The sequence below is a fragment of the Falsihalocynthiibacter arcticus genome (assembly GCF_000812665.2).
In the GTDB taxonomy this organism is placed as follows: domain Bacteria; phylum Pseudomonadota; class Alphaproteobacteria; order Rhodobacterales; family Rhodobacteraceae; genus Falsihalocynthiibacter; species Falsihalocynthiibacter arcticus.
This window is the reverse complement of record NZ_CP014327.1, coordinates 2,138,102-2,161,087: the sequence shown is the minus strand read 5'-3', so window position 1 is coordinate 2,161,087 and position 22,986 is coordinate 2,138,102. Positions and strand designations below refer to the sequence as shown.

The 22,986-nt window shown below is 53.0% G+C and carries 23 protein-coding genes; 9 read left to right on the top strand and 14 right to left on the bottom strand.

All coding sequences use genetic code 11. The annotated features are described in order from the left end of the window. Nucleotides 1-3 precede the first annotated feature (3 nt). Nucleotides 4-1,134: a 4-hydroxyphenylpyruvate dioxygenase gene (hppD, locus tag RC74_RS10755; protein ID WP_052274681.1), complete on the bottom strand. Its 1,131-nt coding sequence runs from the start codon at nt 1,132-1,134 to the stop codon at nt 4-6. Between the two features lie 115 nt (nt 1,135-1,249). Between hppD and RC74_RS10750 the strand changes: the two genes are divergently transcribed. Both RC74_RS10750 and RC74_RS10745 read left to right on the top strand, forming a co-directional pair. Continuing rightward, entirely contained in the window at nt 1,250-1,723 is a 474-nt protein-coding gene (locus tag RC74_RS10750) for an Lrp/AsnC family transcriptional regulator (protein WP_039001043.1), read from the top strand. A gap of 69 nt (nt 1,724-1,792) precedes the next feature. Then, on the top strand, nt 1,793-3,667 hold the full coding sequence (locus tag RC74_RS10745) for a cation:proton antiporter domain-containing protein (RefSeq protein WP_039001044.1): 1,875 nt from the start codon (nt 1,793-1,795) through the stop codon (nt 3,665-3,667). Here RC74_RS10745 and cobT read toward each other — a convergent pair. Next, nucleotides 3,664-4,680 (bottom strand): nicotinate-nucleotide--dimethylbenzimidazole phosphoribosyltransferase, encoded by a 1,017-nt coding sequence (cobT, locus tag RC74_RS10740; protein ID WP_039001045.1) that lies wholly within the window; start codon nt 4,678-4,680, stop codon nt 3,664-3,666. The genes RC74_RS10745 and cobT overlap by 4 nt on opposite strands. Before the next feature lie 80 nt (nt 4,681-4,760). On the opposite strand from cobT, the gene cobS reads away from it, so the two are divergent. After that, nucleotides 4,761-5,531: an adenosylcobinamide-GDP ribazoletransferase gene (gene cobS / locus RC74_RS10735; RefSeq protein ID WP_039001101.1), complete on the top strand. Its 771-nt coding sequence runs from the start codon at nt 4,761-4,763 to the stop codon at nt 5,529-5,531. Nucleotides 5,532-5,583: 52 nt separating this feature from the next. Here the strand turns inward: cobS and RC74_RS10730 are convergent, their stop codons facing one another. From RC74_RS10730 to RC74_RS10710, 5 genes are all read right to left on the bottom strand, one after another. Then, the gene (locus tag RC74_RS10730) at nt 5,584-6,102 is read right to left on the bottom strand and encodes a CarD family transcriptional regulator (protein WP_039001046.1); all 519 of its coding nucleotides are present in this window, start codon (nt 6,100-6,102) and stop codon (nt 5,584-5,586) included. A gap of 293 nt (nt 6,103-6,395) precedes the next feature. Then, entirely contained in the window at nt 6,396-6,734 is a 339-nt protein-coding gene (gene fdxA, locus RC74_RS10725) for a ferredoxin FdxA (RefSeq protein WP_039001047.1), read from the bottom strand. 33 nt (nt 6,735-6,767) lie between these two features. Beyond that, the gene (locus RC74_RS10720; RefSeq protein ID WP_039001048.1) at nt 6,768-7,184 is read right to left on the bottom strand and encodes an RNA-binding S4 domain-containing protein; all 417 of its coding nucleotides are present in this window, start codon (nt 7,182-7,184) and stop codon (nt 6,768-6,770) included. A gap of 3 nt (nt 7,185-7,187) precedes the next feature. Further along, entirely contained in the window at nt 7,188-9,989 is a 2,802-nt protein-coding gene (locus tag RC74_RS10715) for a helicase-related protein (protein WP_039001049.1), read from the bottom strand. Nucleotides 9,990-10,001: 12 nt separating this feature from the next. After that, a complete protein-coding gene (locus RC74_RS10710; protein ID WP_156477449.1) occupies nt 10,002-10,574 on the bottom strand; it encodes a tetratricopeptide repeat protein in 573 nt (190 codons plus the stop codon). A gap of 71 nt (nt 10,575-10,645) precedes the next feature. Between RC74_RS10710 and RC74_RS10705 the strand changes: the two genes are divergently transcribed. From RC74_RS10705 to RC74_RS10685, 5 genes are all read left to right on the top strand, one after another. Further along, nucleotides 10,646-10,930, top strand: a complete 285-nt coding sequence (locus tag RC74_RS10705) for an SCP2 sterol-binding domain-containing protein (protein WP_039001050.1) — start codon at nt 10,646-10,648, stop codon at nt 10,928-10,930. Between the two features lie 3 nt (nt 10,931-10,933). Continuing rightward, nucleotides 10,934-11,869 carry an alpha/beta fold hydrolase gene (locus tag RC74_RS10700; protein WP_039001051.1) on the top strand — a complete coding sequence of 312 codons (936 nt, stop codon included), beginning with the start codon at nt 10,934-10,936 and terminating at the stop codon, nt 11,867-11,869. 135 nt (nt 11,870-12,004) lie between these two features. Next, nucleotides 12,005-13,834: a M3 family oligoendopeptidase gene (locus tag RC74_RS10695; protein WP_039001052.1), complete on the top strand. Its 1,830-nt coding sequence runs from the start codon at nt 12,005-12,007 to the stop codon at nt 13,832-13,834. Continuing rightward, nucleotides 13,835-14,281 (top strand): hypothetical protein, encoded by a 447-nt coding sequence (locus RC74_RS10690; RefSeq protein ID WP_039001053.1) that lies wholly within the window; start codon nt 13,835-13,837, stop codon nt 14,279-14,281. 86 nt (nt 14,282-14,367) lie between these two features. Next, complete coding sequence (locus RC74_RS10685) at nt 14,368-15,543, top strand: dipeptidase (RefSeq protein WP_039001054.1); 1,176 nt, start codon at nt 14,368-14,370, stop codon at nt 15,541-15,543. Between the two features lie 7 nt (nt 15,544-15,550). Here the strand turns inward: RC74_RS10685 and RC74_RS10680 are convergent, their stop codons facing one another. The 3 genes from RC74_RS10680 to RC74_RS10670 form a co-directional block, all read right to left on the bottom strand. Next, complete coding sequence (locus tag RC74_RS10680) at nt 15,551-16,522, bottom strand: Gfo/Idh/MocA family protein (protein ID WP_039001055.1); 972 nt, start codon at nt 16,520-16,522, stop codon at nt 15,551-15,553. Between the two features lie 123 nt (nt 16,523-16,645). Next, the gene (gene rpoH / locus RC74_RS10675) at nt 16,646-17,542 is read right to left on the bottom strand and encodes an RNA polymerase sigma factor RpoH (RefSeq protein ID WP_039001056.1); all 897 of its coding nucleotides are present in this window, start codon (nt 17,540-17,542) and stop codon (nt 16,646-16,648) included. A 188-nt stretch (nt 17,543-17,730) separates the two neighbouring features. Then, the gene (locus RC74_RS10670; protein ID WP_039001057.1) at nt 17,731-18,777 is read right to left on the bottom strand and encodes an RluA family pseudouridine synthase; all 1,047 of its coding nucleotides are present in this window, start codon (nt 18,775-18,777) and stop codon (nt 17,731-17,733) included. On the opposite strand from RC74_RS10670, the gene RC74_RS10665 reads away from it, so the two are divergent. After that, complete coding sequence (locus tag RC74_RS10665) at nt 18,776-19,102, top strand: DUF6476 family protein (RefSeq protein ID WP_039001058.1); 327 nt, start codon at nt 18,776-18,778, stop codon at nt 19,100-19,102. The genes RC74_RS10670 and RC74_RS10665 overlap by 2 nt on opposite strands. A 40-nt stretch (nt 19,103-19,142) precedes the next feature. On the opposite strand, the gene RC74_RS10660 is transcribed toward RC74_RS10665, so the two are convergent. From RC74_RS10660 to RC74_RS10645, 4 genes are all read right to left on the bottom strand, one after another. Beyond that, nucleotides 19,143-21,347, bottom strand: coding sequence for a DEAD/DEAH box helicase (locus RC74_RS10660; RefSeq protein WP_052274684.1), 2,205 nt, complete (start codon nt 21,345-21,347; stop codon nt 19,143-19,145). 259 nt (nt 21,348-21,606) lie between these two features. Continuing rightward, nucleotides 21,607-22,005: a hypothetical protein gene (locus RC74_RS10655; RefSeq protein WP_062628207.1), complete on the bottom strand. Its 399-nt coding sequence runs from the start codon at nt 22,003-22,005 to the stop codon at nt 21,607-21,609. 26 nt (nt 22,006-22,031) lie between these two features. Beyond that, nucleotides 22,032-22,460: a hypothetical protein gene (locus tag RC74_RS10650; RefSeq protein WP_039001060.1), complete on the bottom strand. Its 429-nt coding sequence runs from the start codon at nt 22,458-22,460 to the stop codon at nt 22,032-22,034. Between the two features lie 137 nt (nt 22,461-22,597). Then, a complete protein-coding gene (locus RC74_RS10645) occupies nt 22,598-22,969 on the bottom strand; it encodes a response regulator (protein ID WP_039001061.1) in 372 nt (123 codons plus the stop codon). Nucleotides 22,970-22,986 lie beyond the last annotated feature (17 nt).

Here is a 22,986-nt window from a genome sequence, read left to right as displayed (position 1 = left end):
AGATTATTCTGCGGCAACTCCCGCACCGTTTTTAGCATCTTTTTCGGTATCAAGTTCGCCGTTATCGATTTGCTCTTGCTCGATGGATTCAAACAGCGCTTTGAAATTGCCCTCGCCAAACCCGTCGTCCCCTTTACGTTGAATGAATTCAAAGAAAATAGGACCGATCACTGTTTTTGAGAAAATCTGAAGCAGAATTTTCGTTTCACCACCATCTACAACGCCTTCGCCATCAATAAGAATGCCGTGTTTTTTCATGCGCTCAATCGGCTCGTCATGCCCGATAACACGATCCTTGGAGAGGGTGTAATATGTGTCCGGTGGTCCGGGCATGAATTTAAGCCCACGCTCTGCAATCGCATCAGTGGAAGCGTAAATATCATTCGAACCGACGGCAATATGCTGAATGCCTTCGCCTTTGTACTTCTTAAGATAGGCCACAATTTGCCCAGTTTCTCCTCGGTCCTCATTGATTGGAATGCGGATACGACCACAAGGCGACGTGAGAGCGCGGCTTAGCAGGCCCGTGTATTTCCCCGCGATGTCAAAGAAGCGAATTTGTTTGAAGCCGAAGATGCCGCTGTAGAAATTAAACCACGTATCCATATTGCCCTTGTGGACGTTATGGGTGAGGTGATCGAGGTAATAGAACCCAACGCCTTCAACAGGTTCTGTACGATGGAAAGTAAAATCTCCGTAGGCGGAGCCATAGTCGCCATAGGCGTCGATGAAATAGATGAGTGAGCCGCCAATCCCCACAATCGCAGGCACGTCGAGCGTTTTTGTGTCTGCATCAAACGGTGTTGCACCGGCGGAAATGGCGTGATCGTAGGCCTTCTGAGCATCAACAACCCGCCACCCCATAGAAGCGGCGCAGGGGCCATGTTCACTCACGAATTCCATCGCCATAGAGTCAGGTTCGGCGTTCAAAATATAGGTAATGTCACCTTGCTGCCAAAGTTCAATCGCTTTGATTTTATGCGTGGCGGTATGAAGATACCCCATCCGAGAGAATAGATCGCGTAACTCCTGCGGGTTCTCGTGGGCGAATTCGACAAACTCGAATCCATCTGTTCCAGCGGGATTTTCTGCTGTTATTTTTGGGCGGGGTGCATTGTGTGGGAAGGGTCCCATTTTTTATCTCCTGTGTGCGCTAAAAACAGGCTATCTGCAGTATCGCGCGTAATGTGCGCGAAATGGCAATCAATGGGGATTGATTCACACATATATTGCAGAATAGAGTCTATTTATGAAGAAATCACGCACCTCGCTAGATCGAATGGATCTAAATATTCTCGGCGCCTTGCAACAGGACGCACGCCTCACGGCCCAAGAGTTGGCACAAAGACTCGGCCTGAGTGCCAGCCAAGTCGGGCGTCGCCGCCAGCGCCTCGAAACCGAAGGATATGTTCACCATTATACGGCGCGCCTTGATCCTGTCGCGCTTGGCCTAACTGTTCAGGCATTCATTGAGGTTTCCATGGCAACGCATGGAATCGAAAACGCAACCAGCTTCATGCGCCTCATCGGGACCTGCCGTGAGGTCACGTCAGCTTGGACTCTTACCGGTGCGGCTGACTATATGTTGCGGTGTTATTGCGAAGACCTTCCATCGCTCAATCGTTTAATCCACGAAGTGCTTCTGCCGCACCCTTCCGTCGCCCGTGTTCAAAGCCAAATCGTTATGGACCAATTCAAAATTGACGCACCCCTGCCACTTTGACGTCCGAAAATCACTTTTCATCGCGAATTGAACTACACCTCCCGTGCAACTCCCCTTAAGGTCATCCCTATGGAAAGTTTCCTATTTCAAGCAACTATTTACCTCGGGATCGCTGTGATTGCCGTGCCGATTGCAATGCGATTTGGGCTAGGCTCGGTGTTGGGGTATCTTCTGGCGGGGATCATAATCGGCCCGATGCTCGGGTTCGTGGGCACCGAGACACAAAGCCTTCAACATTTCGCCGAATTTGGCGTCGTCATGATGATGTTCCTCATCGGCCTTGAGCTTGAGCCGCGCGCGCTTTGGGCTATGCGGCACCGCCTCATTGGGCTTGGTGGCTTGCAGCTGGTGCTCACGACGGGGGGCATCACGGCAATTGCGCTGTATTTCCAACTTCCTTGGCCGCAAGCACTGGCCGTCGGCCTTACGCTTGCCCTCTCTTCAACAGCCATCGTTTTGCAGACTTTAAACGAGAAAAACCTGATGCAAACGAATGGGGGGCGGGCGTCCTTTTCTGTGCTTCTGGCCCAAGATATCGCCGTAATCCCCATTCTCGCGCTTCTCCCCCTTCTCGCGCTCACAGGAGTGTATAATGAGCCAGCTGCTGCGCAAATTGCGAGCGAGCACGGCCCCAAATTCGGCCCGTTTGAGCCTATCAACACTTGGTTCTCGGCCCTCTCACCTTTTGGCACGACCTTTGTGACAATCACGGTAATTCTCCTGATCATACTTGGGGGGGCCTATCTTACCCGTCCGCTGTTTCGGTTTATCCATTCCGCACATTTGCCGGAATTATACACCGCGCTTTCCCTTGTGATTGTCGTGTTCATCGCGGCCGTTATGTTGTTGATCGGCCTCTCGCCGGCTCTTGGGACCTTTTTGGCGGGAATGGTATTGGCAAACTCCGAATTCCGTCATCAGCTCGAAAGCGATATCGCGCCCTTCAAAGGATTGCTCCTTGGCCTCTTTTTTATCACCGTCGGTGCGGGCATCAACTTTGCGCTGTTGATCGGGAACCCCATACAAATCCTCGGCTTTGCCATAATGCTGCTGGCCTTTAAATTCTTGGTTCTTTTTGTCATTGGTTTTGCGTTCAGATTGAAAGGCCCTGACCAATGGTTGTTTTCACTGGGCCTCGCTCAAGCGGGTGAGTTCGGTTTTGTGCTGGCGTCCTTTTCGCTCACCCAAAACATCATTCCGCGCGACTTAAGCGAGAAGATCCTCCTGATTATCGCGCTTTCGATGCTTCTCTCGCCTCTCCTGTTTCTCCTGTACGAGTTTCTGGCACAGCGTTCAAAAAAAGAAACCAAGGCGCACCAGAAGGAAGATGAAATAGACGAGCAGAACCCCATTATTATTGCGGGAATCGGGCGGTTTGGGCAGGTCGTAACGCGGATGGTTCAATCTGCGGGCTTCAAAACAACGGTTCTGGACCACGATCTTGCTACTGTTGAAGTGATGCGAAAATTCGGCTTTAAAGGGTTCTTTGGCGATCCGACACGCCCCGAAGTCCTCAATGCTGCAGGCTTCGCAAAGGCACGCGTTTTGGTGGTGGCCCTAGATGACCCCGAAGCCGCCCTGCGCCTTGTAACCTACGCACGCAGCAAACGCCCCGACATCCATATCATTGCGCGCGCGCGCGATCGCGGAGACGTATATCGCCTTTATGCCGCGGGTGCGAACGATATCGTGCGCGAACTTTTTGACAGTTCTCTTCGCGCGGGTCGCTATGTTTTGGAGAACGTTGGCCTCTCCAAATACGAAGCTGCAGAAGCCGAACAAACATTCAAAACGCACGACCGTATTGCCGTTCGCGAACTAGCCGCCCTTTATAACCCGAAGATTCCCTTTGGCGAGAATCCCGCATATATCGAGCGCTCAAAGGAATTCGCCAAAGACCTCGAAGCGGCCCTTTTGGCAATCCGGAAATCCTCTGAAAATTAGCCCTTAGAAACCCCCGCTTCGGCAAAGGTGGACATGCCCGAGTGACAGGCCACGGCACCGATCAAAACCCCAATAGCCAAGGCCGCGCCCGACCCTTCGCCAAGACGAAGCCCAAGATCAAGCAACGGTTCTTTGCCAATTTTTTTCAAGACAGCCCCGTGCGCGCCTTCGGCTGAGACGTGTCCCGCAACAGCATGGTCAAGCGCATTTGCATTCAACGCGTGCAAAACTGCCGCAGCAGAGCAGCAGATAAACCCATCCAAAATGACTGGGATTCCTTCGATCCGCGCTCGTGCTATGGCGCCTGCCATTGCGGCGATTTCACGCCCCCCAAGGCAACGCAGCACCTCAACGGGAGCACCAAGAGCGCTGGAATGTAGGGCAAGTCCCGCGTTGACTACGGAAATTTTCGCGGCTAAGGCCTTGTCATCCACACCGGTTCCGCGCCCGGTCCAGTCCTCACCTTGTCCACCAAAGATCGCCGCCAGAATTGCGCTGGCAGAGGTTGTATTGCCAATGCCCATTTCACCTGTCACCAGAAGGTCCGTGGCAGGATCGACCGCGTTCCAGCCAACCGTCAAGGCCTCAACGACCTCTGCTTCGCTCATCGCCGGAGCCGTCGTGAAATCTGCTGTTGGTGTATCCAACGACAGTGCATGCACAGCCATCTTCGCGCCAAACGCTTTGGAAAGCTGATTGATCGCCGCGCCGCCGTGCTCAAAATTTATCACCATTTGTGCCGTAACTTCGGGCGGAAAAGCTGACACGCCTTGGGCGGCAACACCATGGTTTCCCGCAAAAATCACCACCTGTGGCGCATGAATCGAAGGGCGGTCTGTTCCACGCCAGCCAGCGTACCAAATGGCAAGGTCTTCGAGGCGCCCTAACGCTTGCGGGGGTTTGGTGAGTTGGGCATTACGCGCCCGCGCGGCTAAAACGACTTCAGGATCTGCAGATTTGGCGTCGGCAAACACCTTTTCAAACTCGGCCAAAGTGGAAAATGGTGCGCTCATATTGTGATCCTTTATTGCGGTACGTGCCAGCAGTGAGTACCCTAGCTTTGAGATTGTATAGCGACAGAAAGGGCATGAAGATGCCTCAAAACGACACGCCCCTCATGCAAGTCACAGATATTCCAATTGCCCTTGGCATATTAAGCCGCTTCCCCGTCGAAGTAAGCCAAGAAGAAGCGCAGAAACGAGCGGCCTCGGCGGCATGGGCCTATCCAATTGCAGGCGCGGCGATTGGTTTTGCTGCGGTTCTCGCTGGATGGGCGGCAATGGCATTTGGTTTGCCGAATGTGGCGGTCGCTGGGGTGGTTTTGGCGACACTCATTATGGTGACAGGCGCAATGCACGAAGACGGGCTTGCGGATACATTTGACGGGCTTTGGGGAGGGCATACACGCGAACGTCGCCTCGAAATCATGAAGGATAGCCACGTTGGTGCCTATGGTGTTTTGGCGCTTGCCGTGTCTGGGTTGGTTCGGTTCGGGTTGATTTTATCCTTGATAATATCTGGTCACCTGTGGGCACTGATCGCGATCAGTGCCGTGAGCCGTGCGCCCATGGCCTTGCTGATGGCCAAAATGGAACCAGCGCGCAGTATGGGCCTTTCCCACAGTGTTGGGCGTCCACGCCTAGAAACCGCTTTACTTGCCGTTTTGATCGCGCTTTTGATCGGCTTTCTCTTCTTAGGCGGCACAATTTTACATGGCGTATTGCTCGCGGCAATCGCAGTTGGCGCTTTGGCGTGGATCGCTGAGAAAAAGATTGGCGGTCAAACGGGCGACATTTTGGGCGCTTCGCAGCAACTGACGGAAATTGCGTTTCTCGCAGCCGTCGTCTCGGCCCTCCCCGCATAGAAAAACGCGCCCAACTTTCATTGAGCGCGTTCTCTAAAATCGTATTTGAAGCTTAGGCTGCGGCAGGTGCGCGCGAATCCAAAACGTCGTTGATCTGTTGCTGTGCGAGGTCTTCGCCCTCACCAGAAACAGCCGCAACTTCACGGGTCAAACGCTCTAGCGCCGCCTCATAAAGTTGACGCTCGGAATAGCTTTGCTCGCGTTGATCGTCTGTGCGGTGAAGGTCGCGCACAACTTCAGCAATGGCCAACAAGTCGCCGGAATTGATTTTCTGTTCGTACTCTTGTGCACGGCGCGACCACATCGCGCGTTTCACCTTGGCTTTGCCCTTTAGGATACGCATGCAATGGGCAACGGTATCCGCAGACGCAAGCGAACGCATACCGACTTCGATCGCCTTATGAGTCGGCACCCGCAGAGTCATTTTATCTTTGGCAAAGGAAATCACGAAAAGCTCAAGCACGATGCCTGCGATTTCTTGCTCTTCAACATTCACAATCTGGCCAACACCATGCGCAGGATAAACAACGAATTCGTTGGGGCGAAAGTCTAGTTTTTTAGATTTGCTCATTCAGCACTCTTCCTTGTTTTGAGACAGCGCAAGGGATGCATCCGCGGACTTGGACAAAGCCACGTTCGGTCTGCACCTCTCAGAAGAAAAAGGCCCGCGCACGGTCTGTGCTAAGCGGGCAGCTTCGGGACACTGTCTGTATCTACTTACATACTATATCAGAAAATCAACCTATAGGAAAGTTACGTCAGCATAGGTTTGCTCAACCCCCTAAAATCATGGGGGATTTCACAAAAAACCTCGCATTTAGGGCCGTTTTTTGAGCCCAAAATAGGCCAAAAAACGAATCACTCTTAGCTGCCTTCGCCGGGCTTCTCTGAGAAGTACTTCTCAAGTTTTCCGTCTTCTCCATCGCGCTCTTCCGCATCGGGGAGCTGGTCTTTCTTGGCGATGATCACAGGCCAAAGTTCCGAATACTTGCGGTTAAACTCAACCCATTTTTCTGTATCTGGCTCGGTATCGGGACGGATCGCATCCGCTGGGCACTCTGGCTCGCAAACGCCGCAATCGATGCATTCGTCTGGATGAATCACCAGCATATTTTCCCCTTCGTAGAAGCAATCTACGGGGCAAACCTCGACACAGTCGGTATATTTGCAAGCGATACAGGCGTCGTTGACGATATAGGTCATGCGGGAACTCGTTTGTTTGTTTCGACGCCCTAGCTATTCTAGCTCGCGTGATCTTTCAAGCATTTGACGTCGGGAAAGAATGCTTTTGCGCCGTTCCTTTTTGGTAGGCCGCGCTTTTCCCTCGTATTTCGGTTTAGCTGGAACAGTTTTCTGCTCATAGGGCGCTTTGGGATCGGGCGGTGGCGAATGATCCTCATAGAGTCCTTGCGCTTCGGGTGCTGGCCCCCGTCGAACCGACATCTGAATCACACGCACGATCCGAACGCGGTCTCCTTGCGGAAAGGTTAGCGTATCCCCGAGGGCGACAACGTAGCTCGACTTGGCTATTTTAGCACCATTCACCCGCAAATGCCCGCCCGTCACGAGTTTGCTCGCTAGCCCGCGCGTTTTAAAGAATCGCGCGTGCCAGAGCCATTTATCAACCCGAAGTTTGGGCGGGAGTTCAATCATAGTTTATTTTTTGTCTTTCAACCCCATAAGGGCCATTGCGAAGGGATTGTCGGGATCAATCGGCTTCTCTTTTTTAGGAGGTCGTGCTTGGAAGTTTTTGCCGCCTTGAGGGGCTGGCTTTCCACCTTTTGGCCCACCGCGTTTTGCGTCAGGTTTACGTCCTTGTGGCTTGCCGCGAGTGCCTTCAGCCGCATCCTTTTGTGGACGACGATTGTTTGGCCGAGGCTTCGGTGCCCATGTAAACGTATAGAAAGCCTCCACTTCAGGAGATTCGACGCTTGTTTCTGGAGCTTTCGCCTCTTCTGCGCTTTCTTCCGCAGGAACAGCCTCTACCGGTGCTGAATCCTCTGGAACTGCAGTTGTTGCATCTTCGATCGCAACCACTTCTGTCGCTTCTGGTTCAACCGCAGCCACAACGGGGGCCGCTTTAACTTTGCTGCGCTCGCCCTTTTCGGCTTTATAGCCAAGGCCGACCATCAGCTTGGAGAATTGCTCCAAAGTCATGCCCGTAATCGACAACATGTCAGGATTGGCTTCAAAGCCAGAACGACTATTTTGTGTGCGCAGTAAGTCAGCCAAGCGTTCCAACATATCGATACGGATCGCGCGGTCACCCGCGTTCCGATATCCCGCCATCATATCAGCGCCCAATGGAGCCGAAGTGTCGGTCGGAATTGTCACAAGACCCGGAGGGGGGCTTTCGGGAAATTCTGCCAAATCTTTAGCCAACGACCAAAGAACCAGACGCAAACGTGTCGCTGCAGGCTTCAGCAAGAGCGGCATAAAGATCGTAAACTGACCGAAACGAATGCCGTGCTTGCGCAGCGCGCCACGGGCGTCCTGATCAAGGTCTTTCACTTCCGTGGCCACTTGATCGCGCGAAATAATGCCGAAATCTTCGACCATCCGGAAGGCGAAACCACGGGCCATCCCTGTGAGGGCTTCATCGCGGCTCATTGCCAACAAGGGTTCAAACAGGGTCGCGACTTTGCGATCAATGAAATGTTGCAGGCGACGTGTGACCTTTTGGATCACATCGGGGCCCGCTTCCTCGTCGACAAACGCAACGACCAAAGGTTTGAGCGGGTCCGACCCGACGACCAATTTTCCAAGCGCAAGTTCGCCCCACATGAGGCCCCCTTGCTCGGTGAAATCGATCTCGGTATCAGGAGCGTTATAAAAACGATCTGCACGCAAATGGAACTCTGGGGCCAGAGCTTGCAGGCTTGCCGCCCGCAGTGTTTTGGCCTCTTCAGAGCTAGCGCTCTTATCTTGGCTGAACTGAAATCCCTCTAGCTTACCGACGAATTCGCCCTCAACTAGAACTTCACCTTTATCGTTTACGTCGGCCACTAGGCCCTCCTTCTGCTTCAACCGCCGCAACAAAACACTTGTCCGCCGGTCAACAAATCGTTGTGTGAGCGCCCCATGGAGCGCGTCTGATAATCGGTCTTCTACAGCGCGCGTCGCTTCTCGCCAATGGGTTTCGTCGTCAAGCCACCCGCTACGCTGAGAAACATAAGTCCATGTGCGGATAAACGCCAATCTTTTAGATAAAACATCGATATCACCGTCCGTTTTATCGATCCGTTTGACCTGTCTGGCGAACCAATCGTCCGGTACACGGTTAAATTCCTGCAAGAATCGAAACAATTGCTCCAAAAGTCCTGCATGCTCGCCGTGGCTGATTCCCCGAAAATCGGGAACACGGCAAACATCCCAAAGCCGTTTAACATCGCCAGCAGAAACAATTTTATCGCTCACAATCGGCATCGCCGTTAGTGTTTTGAGGGTGCGCAGATCGTCCGCTTCGCGCGCTTTTACCAAACGTTCGTCATTTGGCGCGACTTCAAGACTTCGAATCAACGCATTGCTGGTGCCAAATTCCAGCCGGGAATTACGCCAGTTCAGCTTTTTAATGGGTGCAAAACGGTGGTTCATTATGGCATCGGCCAAACCATCCTCAAGCGGAGCAGCGTCCCCCGTTACGCCAAAGCTACCATGGCTCATGTGCCGCCCTGCCCGCCCTGCAATCTGGGCCAACTCATTGGGCATCAAAGGCCGCATACGCCGCCCGTCAAACTTATCGGTGGCCGAAAACGCCACGTGGTTGATATCAAGATTGAGCCCCATCCCAATGGCGTCCGTCGCCACCAAATAGTCCACTTCGCCGTTTTGATACATCTCGACTTGGGCATTGCGAGTGCGCGGACTAAGCCCCCCCGTCACAACGGCGGCGCCACCCTTTTGCCGCCGCAGAAGTTCCGCGATTGCATAGAGATTTTCCACCGAAAACCCAACGATCGCCGAGCGCCCCGGCATCCGCGCGATCTTTTTACTGCCCGCGTAAGTCAGCTCCGAAAGCCGTTCGCGCCTTATAAAATCCACATCCCCCAAGAGATCGGCAATTGCACTGCGCATCGTGTCCGACCCCATAAACAGGGTTTCGTGCAAGCCACGGGCGCGCAGCAATCGGTCGGTAAAAATATGGCCTCGCTCGGGATCGGCGCAAAGCTGAATTTCATCAACCGCAAGGAAATCACAGCCCATTCCCTCGGGCATCGCTTCAACCGTACAGACCCAATATTGGGCGCGTGGCGGCACAATACGCTCCTCGCCCGTCACCAATGCCACGACGGATGGCCCGCGCAGAGCGACAATCTTGTCGTAAACTTCGCGCGCCAAAAGGCGCAACGGCAGGCCAATCACACCAGTTCGATGTGCCAGCATACGTTCGATTGCATAGTGAGTTTTGCCCGTATTCGTTGGACCTAGGATCGCTTTGATCCGCGGCGCGTTCGCCATGTTCTTCAGCCCTTAAAGGTTGGTCCCGCCGACTGATGCACTCAAGCGCGCAATGGCTTTTGCGACCTGCGGTTGGTTGGGGTGTATTAAGGTAACCTGCTGATAGACCTCAAGCGCTTGTTTGGGTTTACCCGAATCCTCCAAGATTCGCGCCAGTCCAATGATCGCGCCAAAGTGGCGTGGCTCTAACGATAGGACCTTTGCGATGTCCGAAACCGACGGCCCATACATACCTAGATTAAAATACGTCGTCGCCCGCCCATTATACCCTTCGGCAAAATCGGGTGCGTGGTCGGTGAGCGCCGTAAAATGTTCCACGGCCACTTCCAAATCCCCTTGTGAAAGAGCCGCATAACCGCGTTCTAGCAAGAAATTCATCGACTCCGAGCCGGACTCCCTGAAAAGAGCGCGAATTTGATCTTCGGTCTTTTCCCAGTTTTCGTTTTGCGGGTCTGCGAGGTCTGCGAAAAGCACATCCAAATCGACATCCTGCGCCTGCGCGGCTTGCCCGCCAGCCCATAAAATGACTGTCGCAAGAAGAAATGCCGTAACGATACGATTGAGAAAGGGGTTTAAAGCGCTCATAACAAATGCAACTGTAGCCGAAAGGTTGGGAAAAGCGACCCCCAAACCTTCACGTTTTTAGGAGAATCTAAATGAGCGAAATAATCACTGCTGCCGTCGGCGTTTTGTCTGAGAAAATCAAATCCTTCGATGGGACTGCAAAGTTCATGGTCGAAGGCGAAGGCGGCATTGTCATCGACGCGGACGGCGTGCGCGCGGGCGACGACGACACGGATGTTACTTTGTCGGCGGATGTCGAAACGTTTCAGGCCATTCTCGACGGCAGCTTGAACCCCACAACGGCCTTTATGACGGGCAAACTTTCTATGGACGGTGACATGGCAACGGCCATTAAACTCGGCGCAGAATTGTCCTAAGCCATGAAAACCGCCCCCTTTTTTGAGGATATAGTCGGCGCCGCAGACCCCGGAGACGCCACATGGTGGACGACTTCTGATGGTGTGCGGATTCGATTGGGCGTTTGGAACCAAGATGCGCCCATGGGAACGGTCCTGATCTTCCCTGGGCGCACGGAATACATCGAAAAATACGCGCCAACGGCGACGGTCTTGGGCACGCGCGGCTATGCGGCATTAGTCGTTGATTGGCGGGGACAAGGCCTCTCAGATCGGGATGCACCTGATCGCCTCCTTGGTCATGTTGAAGATTTTCAGGACTATCAACTCGATGTTGCGACCATGGTAGCCGCAGCCAAAGAAATGTCCCTCCCCGAGCCGTATTATTTACTGGGGCATTCGATGGGCGGATGTATCGCTCTGCGCGCGCTTTCAAATGGTCTTGATGTCAAAGCGGTATGTTTAACGGGGCCAATGTGGGGGATCAATGTCCCGCCAAGGATGCGCCTTCCCGCGTGGGTTTTGGGTGCGGTTGCGCATCAGGTCGGCAAGGGGAAAACCCTAAGTCCGGGGACAAATATTCAGACCTATGTCCTCACGGAACCCTATGCGGACAATATGCTGACGAGTGATCGGCCAACCTACGAATGGCTCAAATCCCAAGTCGTTGCGCACCCTGAATTGGCCCTCGGGGGCCCGTCACTTGGCTGGCTCATCGAAGGGTTGCGAGAGTGTCGCGATCTCGCAAAACTGCCCTCGCCCAATGTTCCTTGCCTGACGTTTCTCGGAACAAATGAGCGCGTCGTTCGCGCTGGTGCTATTGGAAAACGCATGGCGCATTGGCCGAGCGGACGTGTAGAAATGGTCGCGAAAGCCGAGCACGAAATCCTCTTTGAAAATCCCGAAACATTAGATCGTGTAACCGACATGATGTGTGAGTTTTTTGGTGAGAATACTTAGCCCGCGCCCTTTCTAAATAAAATCCCGCGCGATTTTCCTGTGGCTTGGGGTGTTTTTACCTTTGCGCGCCCCCATACCCCTTGAACCGCCCCCCTCCGAAGGCCTATGTCTAGAGGGCAATTATTGAGGTTTTTCATGCGTTTTTCCCGTCCTATGCCCGTCTTCGATGCGACCCCTTCCACTGGAGAGGCCGCCGATTTCGGCGACCTGCCAGAATGGAACCTCGACGATCTTTACACCAGTGAAGACGCGCCCGAATTGACCCGTGATATGGCTTGGCTTGAGACGGCCTGCGCCGATTTCGCCGCGGCCTACGAAGGTAAACTCGCAGATCTGGATGCCACCGGAATGCTTGCTTGCGTTCACGCCTATGAAGCAATTGACCTGATTGCAGGCCGCATCATGTCATTTGCGGGCTTACGGTATTATCAGATCACAACCGATAGTGATCGCGCGAAATTCATGTCCGACACCCAAGAAAAAGTGACCGTTTTCACGACTCCGCTGGTTTTCTATAGCCTTGAGTTGAACCGCCTTGAAGACGAAGCTTTGGCAAACATGTTTGCCGAAAATGCCGATTTGAAACGCTACAAACCGATTTTTGATCGTCAACGCGCAATGAAGCCGCACCAATTGTCCGACGAGTTGGAAAAATTCCTGCACGATCAATCGACTGTTGGTGCCGCCGCGTGGAACCGTTTATTCGACGAAACGATCGCCGGATTGCAATTCACCATTGACGGCGAAGACATGAACCTCGAAGCCGTTCTCAACCTTTTGACCGATCAAGACCGTGCAAAACGCGAAGTGGCGAACTTTGAGTTGGCCCGTGTTTTTGAAGAGAACATCAAAATATTCGCGCGTGTTCACAACACATTGGCCAAAGAAAAAGAAATTGATGATCGCTGGCGCAAAATGCCCTCGCCCCAGACGGCGCGGCATTTGTCGAACCATGTAGAACCAGAAGTTGTCGAGGCCCTGCGCAATGCGGTTGTGGCCGCCTATCCAAAACTCTCCCATCGCTATTATGCCCTCAAGGCAAAATGGCTTGGCCTTGAAACGATGCAAACTTGGGACCGAAACGCGCCTCTCCCGAAAAAAGACGAAAAAACAGTCGATTGGCAAGAAGCCAAAGACACCGTGATGGAAGCTTATGCTGGTTTTGACCCCAGAATGGCTGATATCGCCGCGCCGTTCTTCTCCGAAGGTTGGATTGATGCAGCGGTCAAACCGGGCAAAGCGCCGGGTGCCTTCGCGCATCCAACGGTCACAAATGTGCATCCCTATGTCATGCTCAACTACCTTGGAAAACCGCGTGACGTGATGACTTTGGCGCATGAACTTGGTCACGGCGTTCACCAAGTCTTGGCTGCGGAACAGGGCGAGCTTTTGTCCTCCACGCCCCTCACATTGGCCGAAACCGCCAGTGTTTTTGGCGAAATGCTGACCTTCCAAGCGATGCTCGCCAAGGCCACCACCAAAGAAGAGCGCAAAGTCCTGCTTGCGGGCAAAGTCGAGGATATGATCAACACAGTCGTGCGCCAAATCGCGTTTTACGACTTTGAATGCAAACTCCACGCAGCCCGCGCCCAAGGCGAACTGACCCCCGAAGACATCAACGCGCTCTGGATGTCCGTGCAGGCCGAAAGCCTCGGACCTATCTTTGAATTCACACCGGGTTATGCCACGTTCTGGGCCTATGTCCCGCACTTCGTGCACTCGCCATTCTACGTCTACGCCTATGCCTTTGGCGATGGCCTCGTGAACGCGCTTTATGCCGTCTACGCCGAGGGCGGCGAAGACTTCCAAGAGAAGTATTTCGACATGTTGAAGGCGGGCGGTTCCAAGCACCACTCAGAACTCCTCGCTCCCTTCGGACTTGATGCCTCTGATCCCAAATTCTGGGACAAAGGCTTGTCGATGATTTCCGGCATGATCGACGAACTCGAAGCGATGGAAGATTAAATGCGCGTCACCCTCCCCGTTTTCACCCTCCTCGCATTGGCACCGTTCGGTGCCAATGCGGAACCATCTATGGTTGGCCAATGGAGTTGTGAAAACTTCTCCGAGACCAACCAAATCATGGGAACCGTCGCCTATTACAATAATGGCACGAGCGAAGGCAGCTTTGACGCCACAATTGTCGGAAGCGACGCAACTGTCGAATTGATCGGGACTTATCGCGCGGATTGGAAACAGGAAAAATCGCTCCTTGTCGAAACAATGACGTCGGTTGATGTCCAAGACCTCTTGATCAACGGCCAAAGCTACATAGATACGCCCACCGAAACAGAATTTGAAAATGCCATGTTGGCGGAGGGGGCAACCACGTCGCAAATTATAGATTCGAGCGAAGTTATGGTTGTTCTCCAAGATACCGACGGCAATATTTCGTCCTGTAGTTTGTTTTAAAATACTTTTCACATCACGTGTTTAGCAATTCTCATTGTTTATTCGCTCATATGAAATAGACTTTTCCAAAAACAACGAGGGTTCCTATGCGCGGTATTAAACGACTCCTGAAAATTGTTCTCGCCATCCTTGTTGTCGGCCTTGGGGCTTTGCTCACTTTTGGACCAGGCTATTTAGAAAGCAATTTGAATACGGTCGAGGCTCACGCGCCCTACCCCGTCACGCCTGATGCCCAAGCGTTACACGACAGCCTCGTGATCGGTGATTGGCACGCCGATACGTTGCTTTGGAACCGCAGCTTGCTTGAACGTGGCGACCGTGGCCATGTGGATGTCCCGCGCCTGCAGGAAGGCAACGTCGCCCTTCAGGTTTTTACCACGGTCACCAAAAGCCCCGCAGGGTTAAACTACGAAGAGAATTCCACCTCTGCGCGCGACAATATCACCCTCTTGGCTTATGCGCAGTTATGGCCACGCGCCGCATGGGACAGCCTGCTTGAACGGGCGCTGTATCAGGCAAGCCGTTTGCATAAATACGCAGACAAAGCTCCCGATGACTTAACGATTATCACCACGCGTAGCGAACTCGACAACCTGTTGGAAAAGCGTGCCGCAGGGGCAAAAACCGTTGGCGCATTGCTCGGAACTGAAGGGGCGCATCCCTTAGAGGGCAAAATCCAAAACATCGCCGCCCTCGAAGCCGCAGGGTTTCGGATGATCTCGTTACAGCATTTCTTTGATAACGCCGCTGGGGGCTCGCTCCATGGCACAGCAGACGCAGGGCTGACCGATTTTGGCCGCGAAGTTGTCGCCCAAGTCCAAGCCCGCAACATGGTTTTGGACGTGTCCCATTCAAGCCAACAAGTCATTCGCGATGTGCTCGAAATTACTGAAATGCCCATCGTTGTGAGCCATACAGGTATCTTCAGCAACTGCCAGATCAAGCGCAATATCCCCGACGACCTCATCCAAGCCGTTGCTGCAAAGGGCGGCACGATTGCGATTGGCTATTGGAAAGACGTCACTTGCGACGATACTCCAATGGGCGTCGCAAAAACCATCAAGGCGGCAATTGACCTCGTAGGTGCAGATTATGTGTCGCTTGGTTCGGATTTTGACGGTGCCGTGGGCACCGCCTTTGATACATCCGAATTGGCTGCGCTGACGCAAGCGCTCCTCGACTTAGAGATTTCTGAAATCGATATCCGCAAAGTTATGGGCGAGAACATGGTGCGCGTCTTGCGCGCCCGCCTCGCCCCCTAAGCCAAGGCTACTTTTTCGCTTTTGCAAAGATCTGATCCATCATGGATTGGGCCTTTTTGCTATCCTCCAGCGTGTATGGATAGGCGGCACCGGTGCCAACGAATTGAGCAAAGTTTTCGACTTGAAGCACATATTGGTTCAGCCCCGGATAACGCGACACAGTTTCGCCCGCTTCATTAGACAGCCAAACTTGCGCCTCTCCGGCGACATTGGCATTGAAAGGTGTCGTCACGCGAATTTTCCCTTTGTCTCCAAGGAATAGCATTTCTTGATGTGGCGCGAGGCGCATCGAAACCATGCCCGAATAGGTGAACCCTTCGAACTGCGCCTGAACATCGGTAAACACATCCACGCCCCCCTCCTCACGCATTGAAACGGCCGTAATTTCGGGTAGCTTGGCTCCGGTCGCGAAAAGGGTGCTGGCATAGATGTATACGCCAATATCACGCGCCGCGCCGCCACCAAATTCCGCAAGATTGCGGATATTGTCGGTCGCGGACTCGTTGTTGTAACAAAACTGACCACTCACATGACGTAAGGTACCAATATCTCCTGCAGCGATCCGGTCCCTGACCTCAATCCACTGCGGGTGATGTGCAATCATAAAGGCTTCGGCGGCGACAAGGCCCGTTTGATCGCGCAGGGCTATAAGGTCGTCGATCTCATTCGCTTCAAGCGCAACTGGCTTTTCGCACAACACGTGCTTCCCCGCCTGAAGAGCTTTTTTTGTCCATGCCACATGGAGATGATTGGGCAAGGGAATGTAAACGGCATCGATATTTGGCGAGGCCAACAAAGCATCGTAATCGCCAAAGACCTCAAGCGACGGGCAGAATGCCTGAAATGGCGCGGCCTTGGCTGCATTTGACGTTGCCAAGGCAACAAGTTCGTTTCCTATGGCTGCGTGAATAGCGGGTGCCATGAATCTTTCTGCGAAATTTGACGCGCCCAGAATTCCCCAACGTAAAATGTTGCTCATGTGAAGTGCTCCCTAAAAATTTTTGCTAAGTTACCATGTTGTCCACGTTGCGCAATACGCGTCAGCGACACAAAAAAAGGGCCCCAATCAACGGAGCCCTTTTTAAAATTTCGATTAAAAGCCTTAGGACGGAACCAATAGGCCTTTGTCTTTGGCGGTCTCGCGCATCCGCTCTTGAAGCTTCTCGAACGCACGCACCTCAATTTGGCGTACCCGCTCGCGGCTCACATTATATTGGCCCGACAGTTCTTCCAACGTCACCGCTTTGTCTGTCAAGCGGCGCTGTGTAAGGATATCTTTTTCGCGGTCATTCAAAACGTCCATAGCTTCGGTCAAAAGCTCGCGGCGAATCGTCAATTCGTCATTCGCTTCATAGTCGCCCGCTTGGTCGGCATCGTCATCTTGGAGCCAATCCTGCCATTGTGTTGTGGTGTCTCCGTCGCTGCCGATCACGGCATTGAGCGACGCATCCCCACCGGAAAGCCGGCGGTTCATCGAGACAACTTCAGCCTCAGTCACACTCAGATCATGGGCAATACGCGCCACATGCTCGGGGCGCAAATCGCCGTCTTCAAGGGCACCAATACGGGCTTTCGCCTTGCGCAGATTAAAGAACAGCTTCTTTTGCGCGCTAGTTGTACCCAATTTAACGAGGGACCAACTGCGCAGAACATATTCTTGAATGCTGGCGCGAATCCACCACATGGCATAAGTCGCCAGACGGAACCCCTTCTCAGGGTCAAACCGCTTCACAGCCTGCATCAAGCCGACATTCGCCTCAGAGACGACCTCGGCTTGTGGCAAGCCATAGCCCCGATACCCCATGGCGATTTTCGCCGCGAGACGCAGGTGGCTTGTGACCATCTTATGCGCGGCTTCGCTGTCTTGGTCCTCGACCCAGCGTTTGGCCAGCATATATTCTTCCTCGGGTTCCAGCATTGGAAACTTGCGGATGTCCCGAAGGTAATGACTCAGACCTTGTTCCGGTGTTGCGGCCGGTAGGTTTTTAAAATTGCTCATTCTTCTGCCCCCTGTTTGTTATGTTTAGACAGTTAACATTCAGATAATTACGTTCGTCGTAAGTTCAAGTGGCAAAGGCACATGGGAGACCCCATAACGCATCTGTCTTAAGCAAATATGAGCGCCGCACGTCCTGATATCCAGTAAAATGTAAGGAATTCACAGCTAAGTGCGAGTCTGAAACATTCCTATGGGAGTGAGTCAATATCCCCGCCAAGGGCTTGAATCAGGCCAACCATATCCGCAGGCATCGGCGCTTTGAACTGCATTTTTTCTTTGGTTACGGGATGTACGAACCCAAGAGTAGCCGCATGAAGCGCCTGACGCGGGAAGGCACGAACGGCCTCGACACCACCAACGCCCACAACTTTCTCCGACAGTTTGCGTCTACCACCATAAGTCGGATCGCCAATAAGACTGTGACCCGCATGCGCCATGTGAACGCGAATTTGGTGGGTGCGGCCCGTTTCAAGCCAACATTCAATCAGTGACGCCACCGCGGGGGTGCCCAAAGGCATCACAATCCGACTGCGGGTCACAGCGTGTCGCCCGCCGTGAAATAAAACCGCCTGACGTTGGCGATCATTTTTATGACGCGCCAAATGCGTGGTGATCTTCATAATATTTCCGGATTCAAAATTGACGCCTTTGACGCCCCGTACGCGCGGATCATTCGCATCGGGCATGCCGTATACAACCGCGTGATAGTGGCGCACAACAGTGTGTGCCGCGAATTGTTTTGCGAGACTGTGGTGGGCCACATCCGATTTTGCGGCGACCAGAAGGCCGCTGGTTTCTTTGTCGATCCGGTGCACAATACCGGGTCGTTTTGTGCCGCCAACGCCCGAAAGCGTATCGCCACAATGGAACATCAGCGCGTTCACAAGCGTGCCATTCGGCGATCCGGGCGCGGGATGCACCACCATGCCGACGGGCTTATTTACAACAATAAGATCGTCATCCTCAAACACCACCTCAAGCGGAATATCTTCGGGAAGGATGTGGCTTTCGGCAGCAAAAGGAACGGTGATTTCAAAGACATCCCCTTCGCTTACCTTCGCCCGAGGGTCGGTTTGAACCACGCCGTTTTGTTTGATCGCCCCTTCTTCGAGCAATTTCGCCATACGCGACCGACTCAAAGAGGCTTCTACTGGTACGTCACGCGAAAGCGCTTTATCAAGGCGTTTAGGGGGATCAGCAGCGATCACCACAGATACAACGGAGAGTGCGGACATGAATGAGGCTCCTGAAACGGAAATCGAACTTCCGGCCAACCTAAAATTTCTGCGCGTCTTAGTTACAATACTGACGGCAACGATGATTGCAGGGCTTGTAGTGGTGATTGTTCTGCTTGTCACCCGTTTCCCTGATAAGGAAACACTTTCAGGTACGAAATCAAGCATTCTACCCAGCGAAATTACTTTGCCCGAGGGAGTCGCTGCTCGCGCCTTTACGCAGGGAAATGACTGGTATGCCATTGTCACGGATCAAGACCAAATCCTAATCTATGACCGTGACAAACAAACCTTACGCCAAACAATCACATTGCAAAACGACTGACCCAAAGCGGATAGCCCAGCGATGAACTGGGCTATTTACTCTATTTGACTGGTTTTCTTGGCTTGGCGAACTTGCCCTTGCCCGTGGCCTTGTGGCGCAGCTTTTGCGACGTATCTTTGGGGTCAAATCCGGCTGGTGGTCCCGGTTTTTTCGGGCCACCCGCAGGTTTTCCAGCCGGTCCACCGCGTTTGGGTCCAGAATCTGCAGATCCACCGAATTTCGGTTTGAAGTCCGCGCCAGAAGCCCCTTCTGCACGGGGTTTGCGGGGTTTGTCATCCGTGTTTCCGGCGTATTTCCCTGCTGGCTTACCTGCATATTTACCAGCGGGTTTGCCTTCATACTTACCGGCAGGTTTGCCTTCGTATTTGCCTTCAGGCTTGTTGCCTTCGTATTTACCTGCGGGTTTGCCTTCGTACTTGCCCTCAGGCTTTTTGCCTTCGTACTTACCGGCTGGCTTGCCTTCGTATTTGCCTTCAGGCTTGTTGCCCTTGTACCCGTTGGCGCCATCATGCGGCTTGCGGTGCGAATCCGAACGTGGGGCACGTTCTTCGCGAGGGCCACGATCGGGGCGCGGTCCACCGCGCGGTTTGTCACCAAAGCTCGGACGAGCACCTGAATGACCACTGCGCGCAACGTCTGGAACCTTGTCGAGCTTGGTCGCTTTTACGTCTTCTTCTAGGATGTTGTCTTTGCCCAACGCAGCAAAGAAACGATCTGCAATGGTGGCGTCCAACTCAACATATGTTTCATTTGGAACCATCTTGATCGCGCCGATTTCGCGTTTGGTAATGCCACCAGCCTTGCAAAGCAGCGGAATGAGCCAGCGTGGCTCGGCCCGTTGCTCGCGGCCAACATTGAGGGACAACCAAACAGAACTCGCAAATCCGCGATTCTCCGTGGGGGCGTCCACGCCACCGACTTCACGCAACTCTTCCGGAGAGGTGCGCAAGGAGCGATACTGCGCGATATACGCAGACGCGATTTGCTCAGGGGTATTCCCTTCGAGGAGCGCCGCAACAACGGCTTCTTCGCCGACAACTTCTTCTGTTTTGAAGCTGGCGATCAAACGCTCATCGTCTTTGGCGCGCACGTCAGACGCACTTGGAGGAGTGCCCCAATTCGCGGTAACTTTCGCCCATTTCAGCAAACGTTCAGCCTTGCCACGTTGATTTTTTGGAACGATCAACGCCGAGATGCCTTTTTGGCCCGCGCGACCTGTACGGCCAGAACGGTGTAGAAGAGCTTCTTGGTTTTGTGGTAAATCAGCGTGCACAACGAGATTTAGACCCGGAAGGTCGATCCCACGCGCCGCAACGTCAGTCGCCACACAAACTTGGGCGCGGCCATCGCGCATCGCTTGAAGCGCGTGACTACGTTCTGCTTGGGAAAGTTCACCAGAGAGGGCCACAACGCGGAAACCACGGTTGGTAAAACGCGCCGTCAAATGGTTTACGGTCACACGTGTGCCACAGAAAACAATCGCCGTTTCGGGTTCATGAAAGCGTAGCAAATTGATAATAGCGTTTTCGCGGTCAGGCGCGGCACAGACCAAAGCTTGATAGTCGATATCAACGTGTTGCTTGGCTTCAGAAGCGGTTGCAACGCGCTTGGCGTCTTTTTGGAAGTTGCGCGCAAGGTCGGCGATTTGACGTGGAACCGTCGCCGAGAACATCAAAGTGCGACGCTCTTCTGGGGCTTCGCCAAGAATAAACTCAAGGTCATCGCGAAAACCAAGATCGAGCATCTCGTCGGCTTCGTCCAAAACGATTGCCCGCATTTGGTCCATACGCAAAGATTTGCGCGCGATATGGTCGCGAAGACGGCCAGGTGTGCCCACAACAATGTGTGCGCCTTGGTCCAATTCGCGGCGTTCGGTCCGCATGTCCATGCCGCCAACACAGGACGCGATGCGCGCACCCGTTTCAGCGTAAAGCCATTCAAACTCGCGGCGCACTTGCAGCGCCAATTCGCGCGTCGGTGCCACAATCAATGTAAGGGGCGCATCGGCCCGCTCAAATCGGAGAGCATCGCCAAGAATCGTCGGCGCAATCGCCAGACCAAAAGCAACCGTCTTACCCGACCCAGTTTGCGCGGACACCAAGAGATCGGATTCAGCTAATGCAGGATCGGATACGTCTAGCTGAACGGGGGTCAGCTCGGTGTAACCCTTTTTTACAAGGGCGTCGGAAAGGGGCGGCAGAATGCCTTCGAATTGCGTCACGGCGATATCTTTCGAAAAAATCATATCGGCCCATTGGCCGACGGAAAGGGCGGGCATATTCAGAAGTAGGCGATAAAGCAATCAAAGAAGAGCCAAAAATCGCATTTACCCCTTAAAAAGTAACAAATGCATGAATTTCGCTCTCAAGAAGCAATAATGGCCCACGAATACGATGGTTGTAGGCGCATTTACTTTGTGCGCGCGGCACGAGAAATGATCTCGCACCGAGCGGCAACAAGTGCCTCTGCCGTTTGCGCGAGTGAATTTGCAGACGCGAATGCTTCTAGTTCCGCGAGGACATCAAGCATCCATTGTTGTTTTTCCAGATCTTCCCAAAACACCAATGCGCTTGCTTGATCCGCGCCTTGCCCCCGCCCCCTATTTTCAAATATCCGGGTTGGATTGAAACAATAGTATCGGCAAAGGCATGCGTGCCCGTTTTGGTCGACCGGATGCGATTGGAAACTTGAGACAATACATCGCCTTTTCCGCCAGCAACTTCGGACTTATGCAAAGAAGCGTCATCGGTAGAAACATTTGCTCCGCGTCGTTGGTTTTTCACTGGAGCAAAGGGCACAACATTGATGCCGGTTTTGCCAGAGGCCAATTCCCCAAGAGCGACCATCGCTTCAGCTGCAGCAAAATACGCACTGACGATTTTGTTTTTTTCGCTCTCATCCATAGTAAATCCCGTACCAACCCTAATAGTTACAAAACAAAATTCTCTTTTCGTCTCAATCTGCTTTTCTCCACACGCTGCGTCGCCGCTTGCGCAATATGGAGAACAACATCCTTAACCCCAGACTCGAATCCTACGACCCTATCGATTCCCGCCAGCTCTGCCTCTTCAGGCGATACCTCATCAGAAATAGCCAAAACCGTAGCAACACGTGTTCGCGTAGACTGAGAGCGAATGTGCCGCGCAAACTGCAACACCTGAAGTTCAGATTGCCTCGAAACAATAACCACAACATCGAATACCCGAAGGGACATTTGATCCAAAGCTCGTTCAAAATCTGTGACGACTGACAACCAATTCTCGGAACCCAACCTATTCAGGACAGCTTGTCCAGCGAGCGAATGCTCACCAAGAATCAAGGCCGCGGGTCGTCGTTCTATTGCAAAAGAATCAATCACACACCGTCCACAGACAATTGCTTATAGCAACTTTATCTAAAGGAGCCCTGCACATATGTAAAGATGCTAGTAGCAATAAGATAAATTTCAGTACGGATTAGAACACGATTGCGGTCATACCTAGGATTACTTGTGGATTAAAGGAGCGCCGAAGTGACAGCGGCGACTAAATCGTCGCCTTTAAATGGCTTGTACAGAAAGGTTTTTGCGCCTTTGATATCCGCGAGAGCCGTCGTCGTTTCCAAGGGAATAAGACCGCCGCCCCCCGATACGAAAACCACAGGTAAATCTGGCAGTTTCTGGAGAATACTGTCGTAGAGATCTAAACCACTATCCAGTCCTAGCCATACGTCCAGCACCGCAACATCAAAATCATCGATTTCAGAAATGACAACAAGAGCCGGTTCTGGCCCCTCGCAAAGAACGACCTCAAATCCAGCTCTCGACAAAAATCTTTCCATCAATTCTCTTAATTGTGGATCATCATCAACGATCAATACTTTTGACATTAATTGCCCCAGCCAAT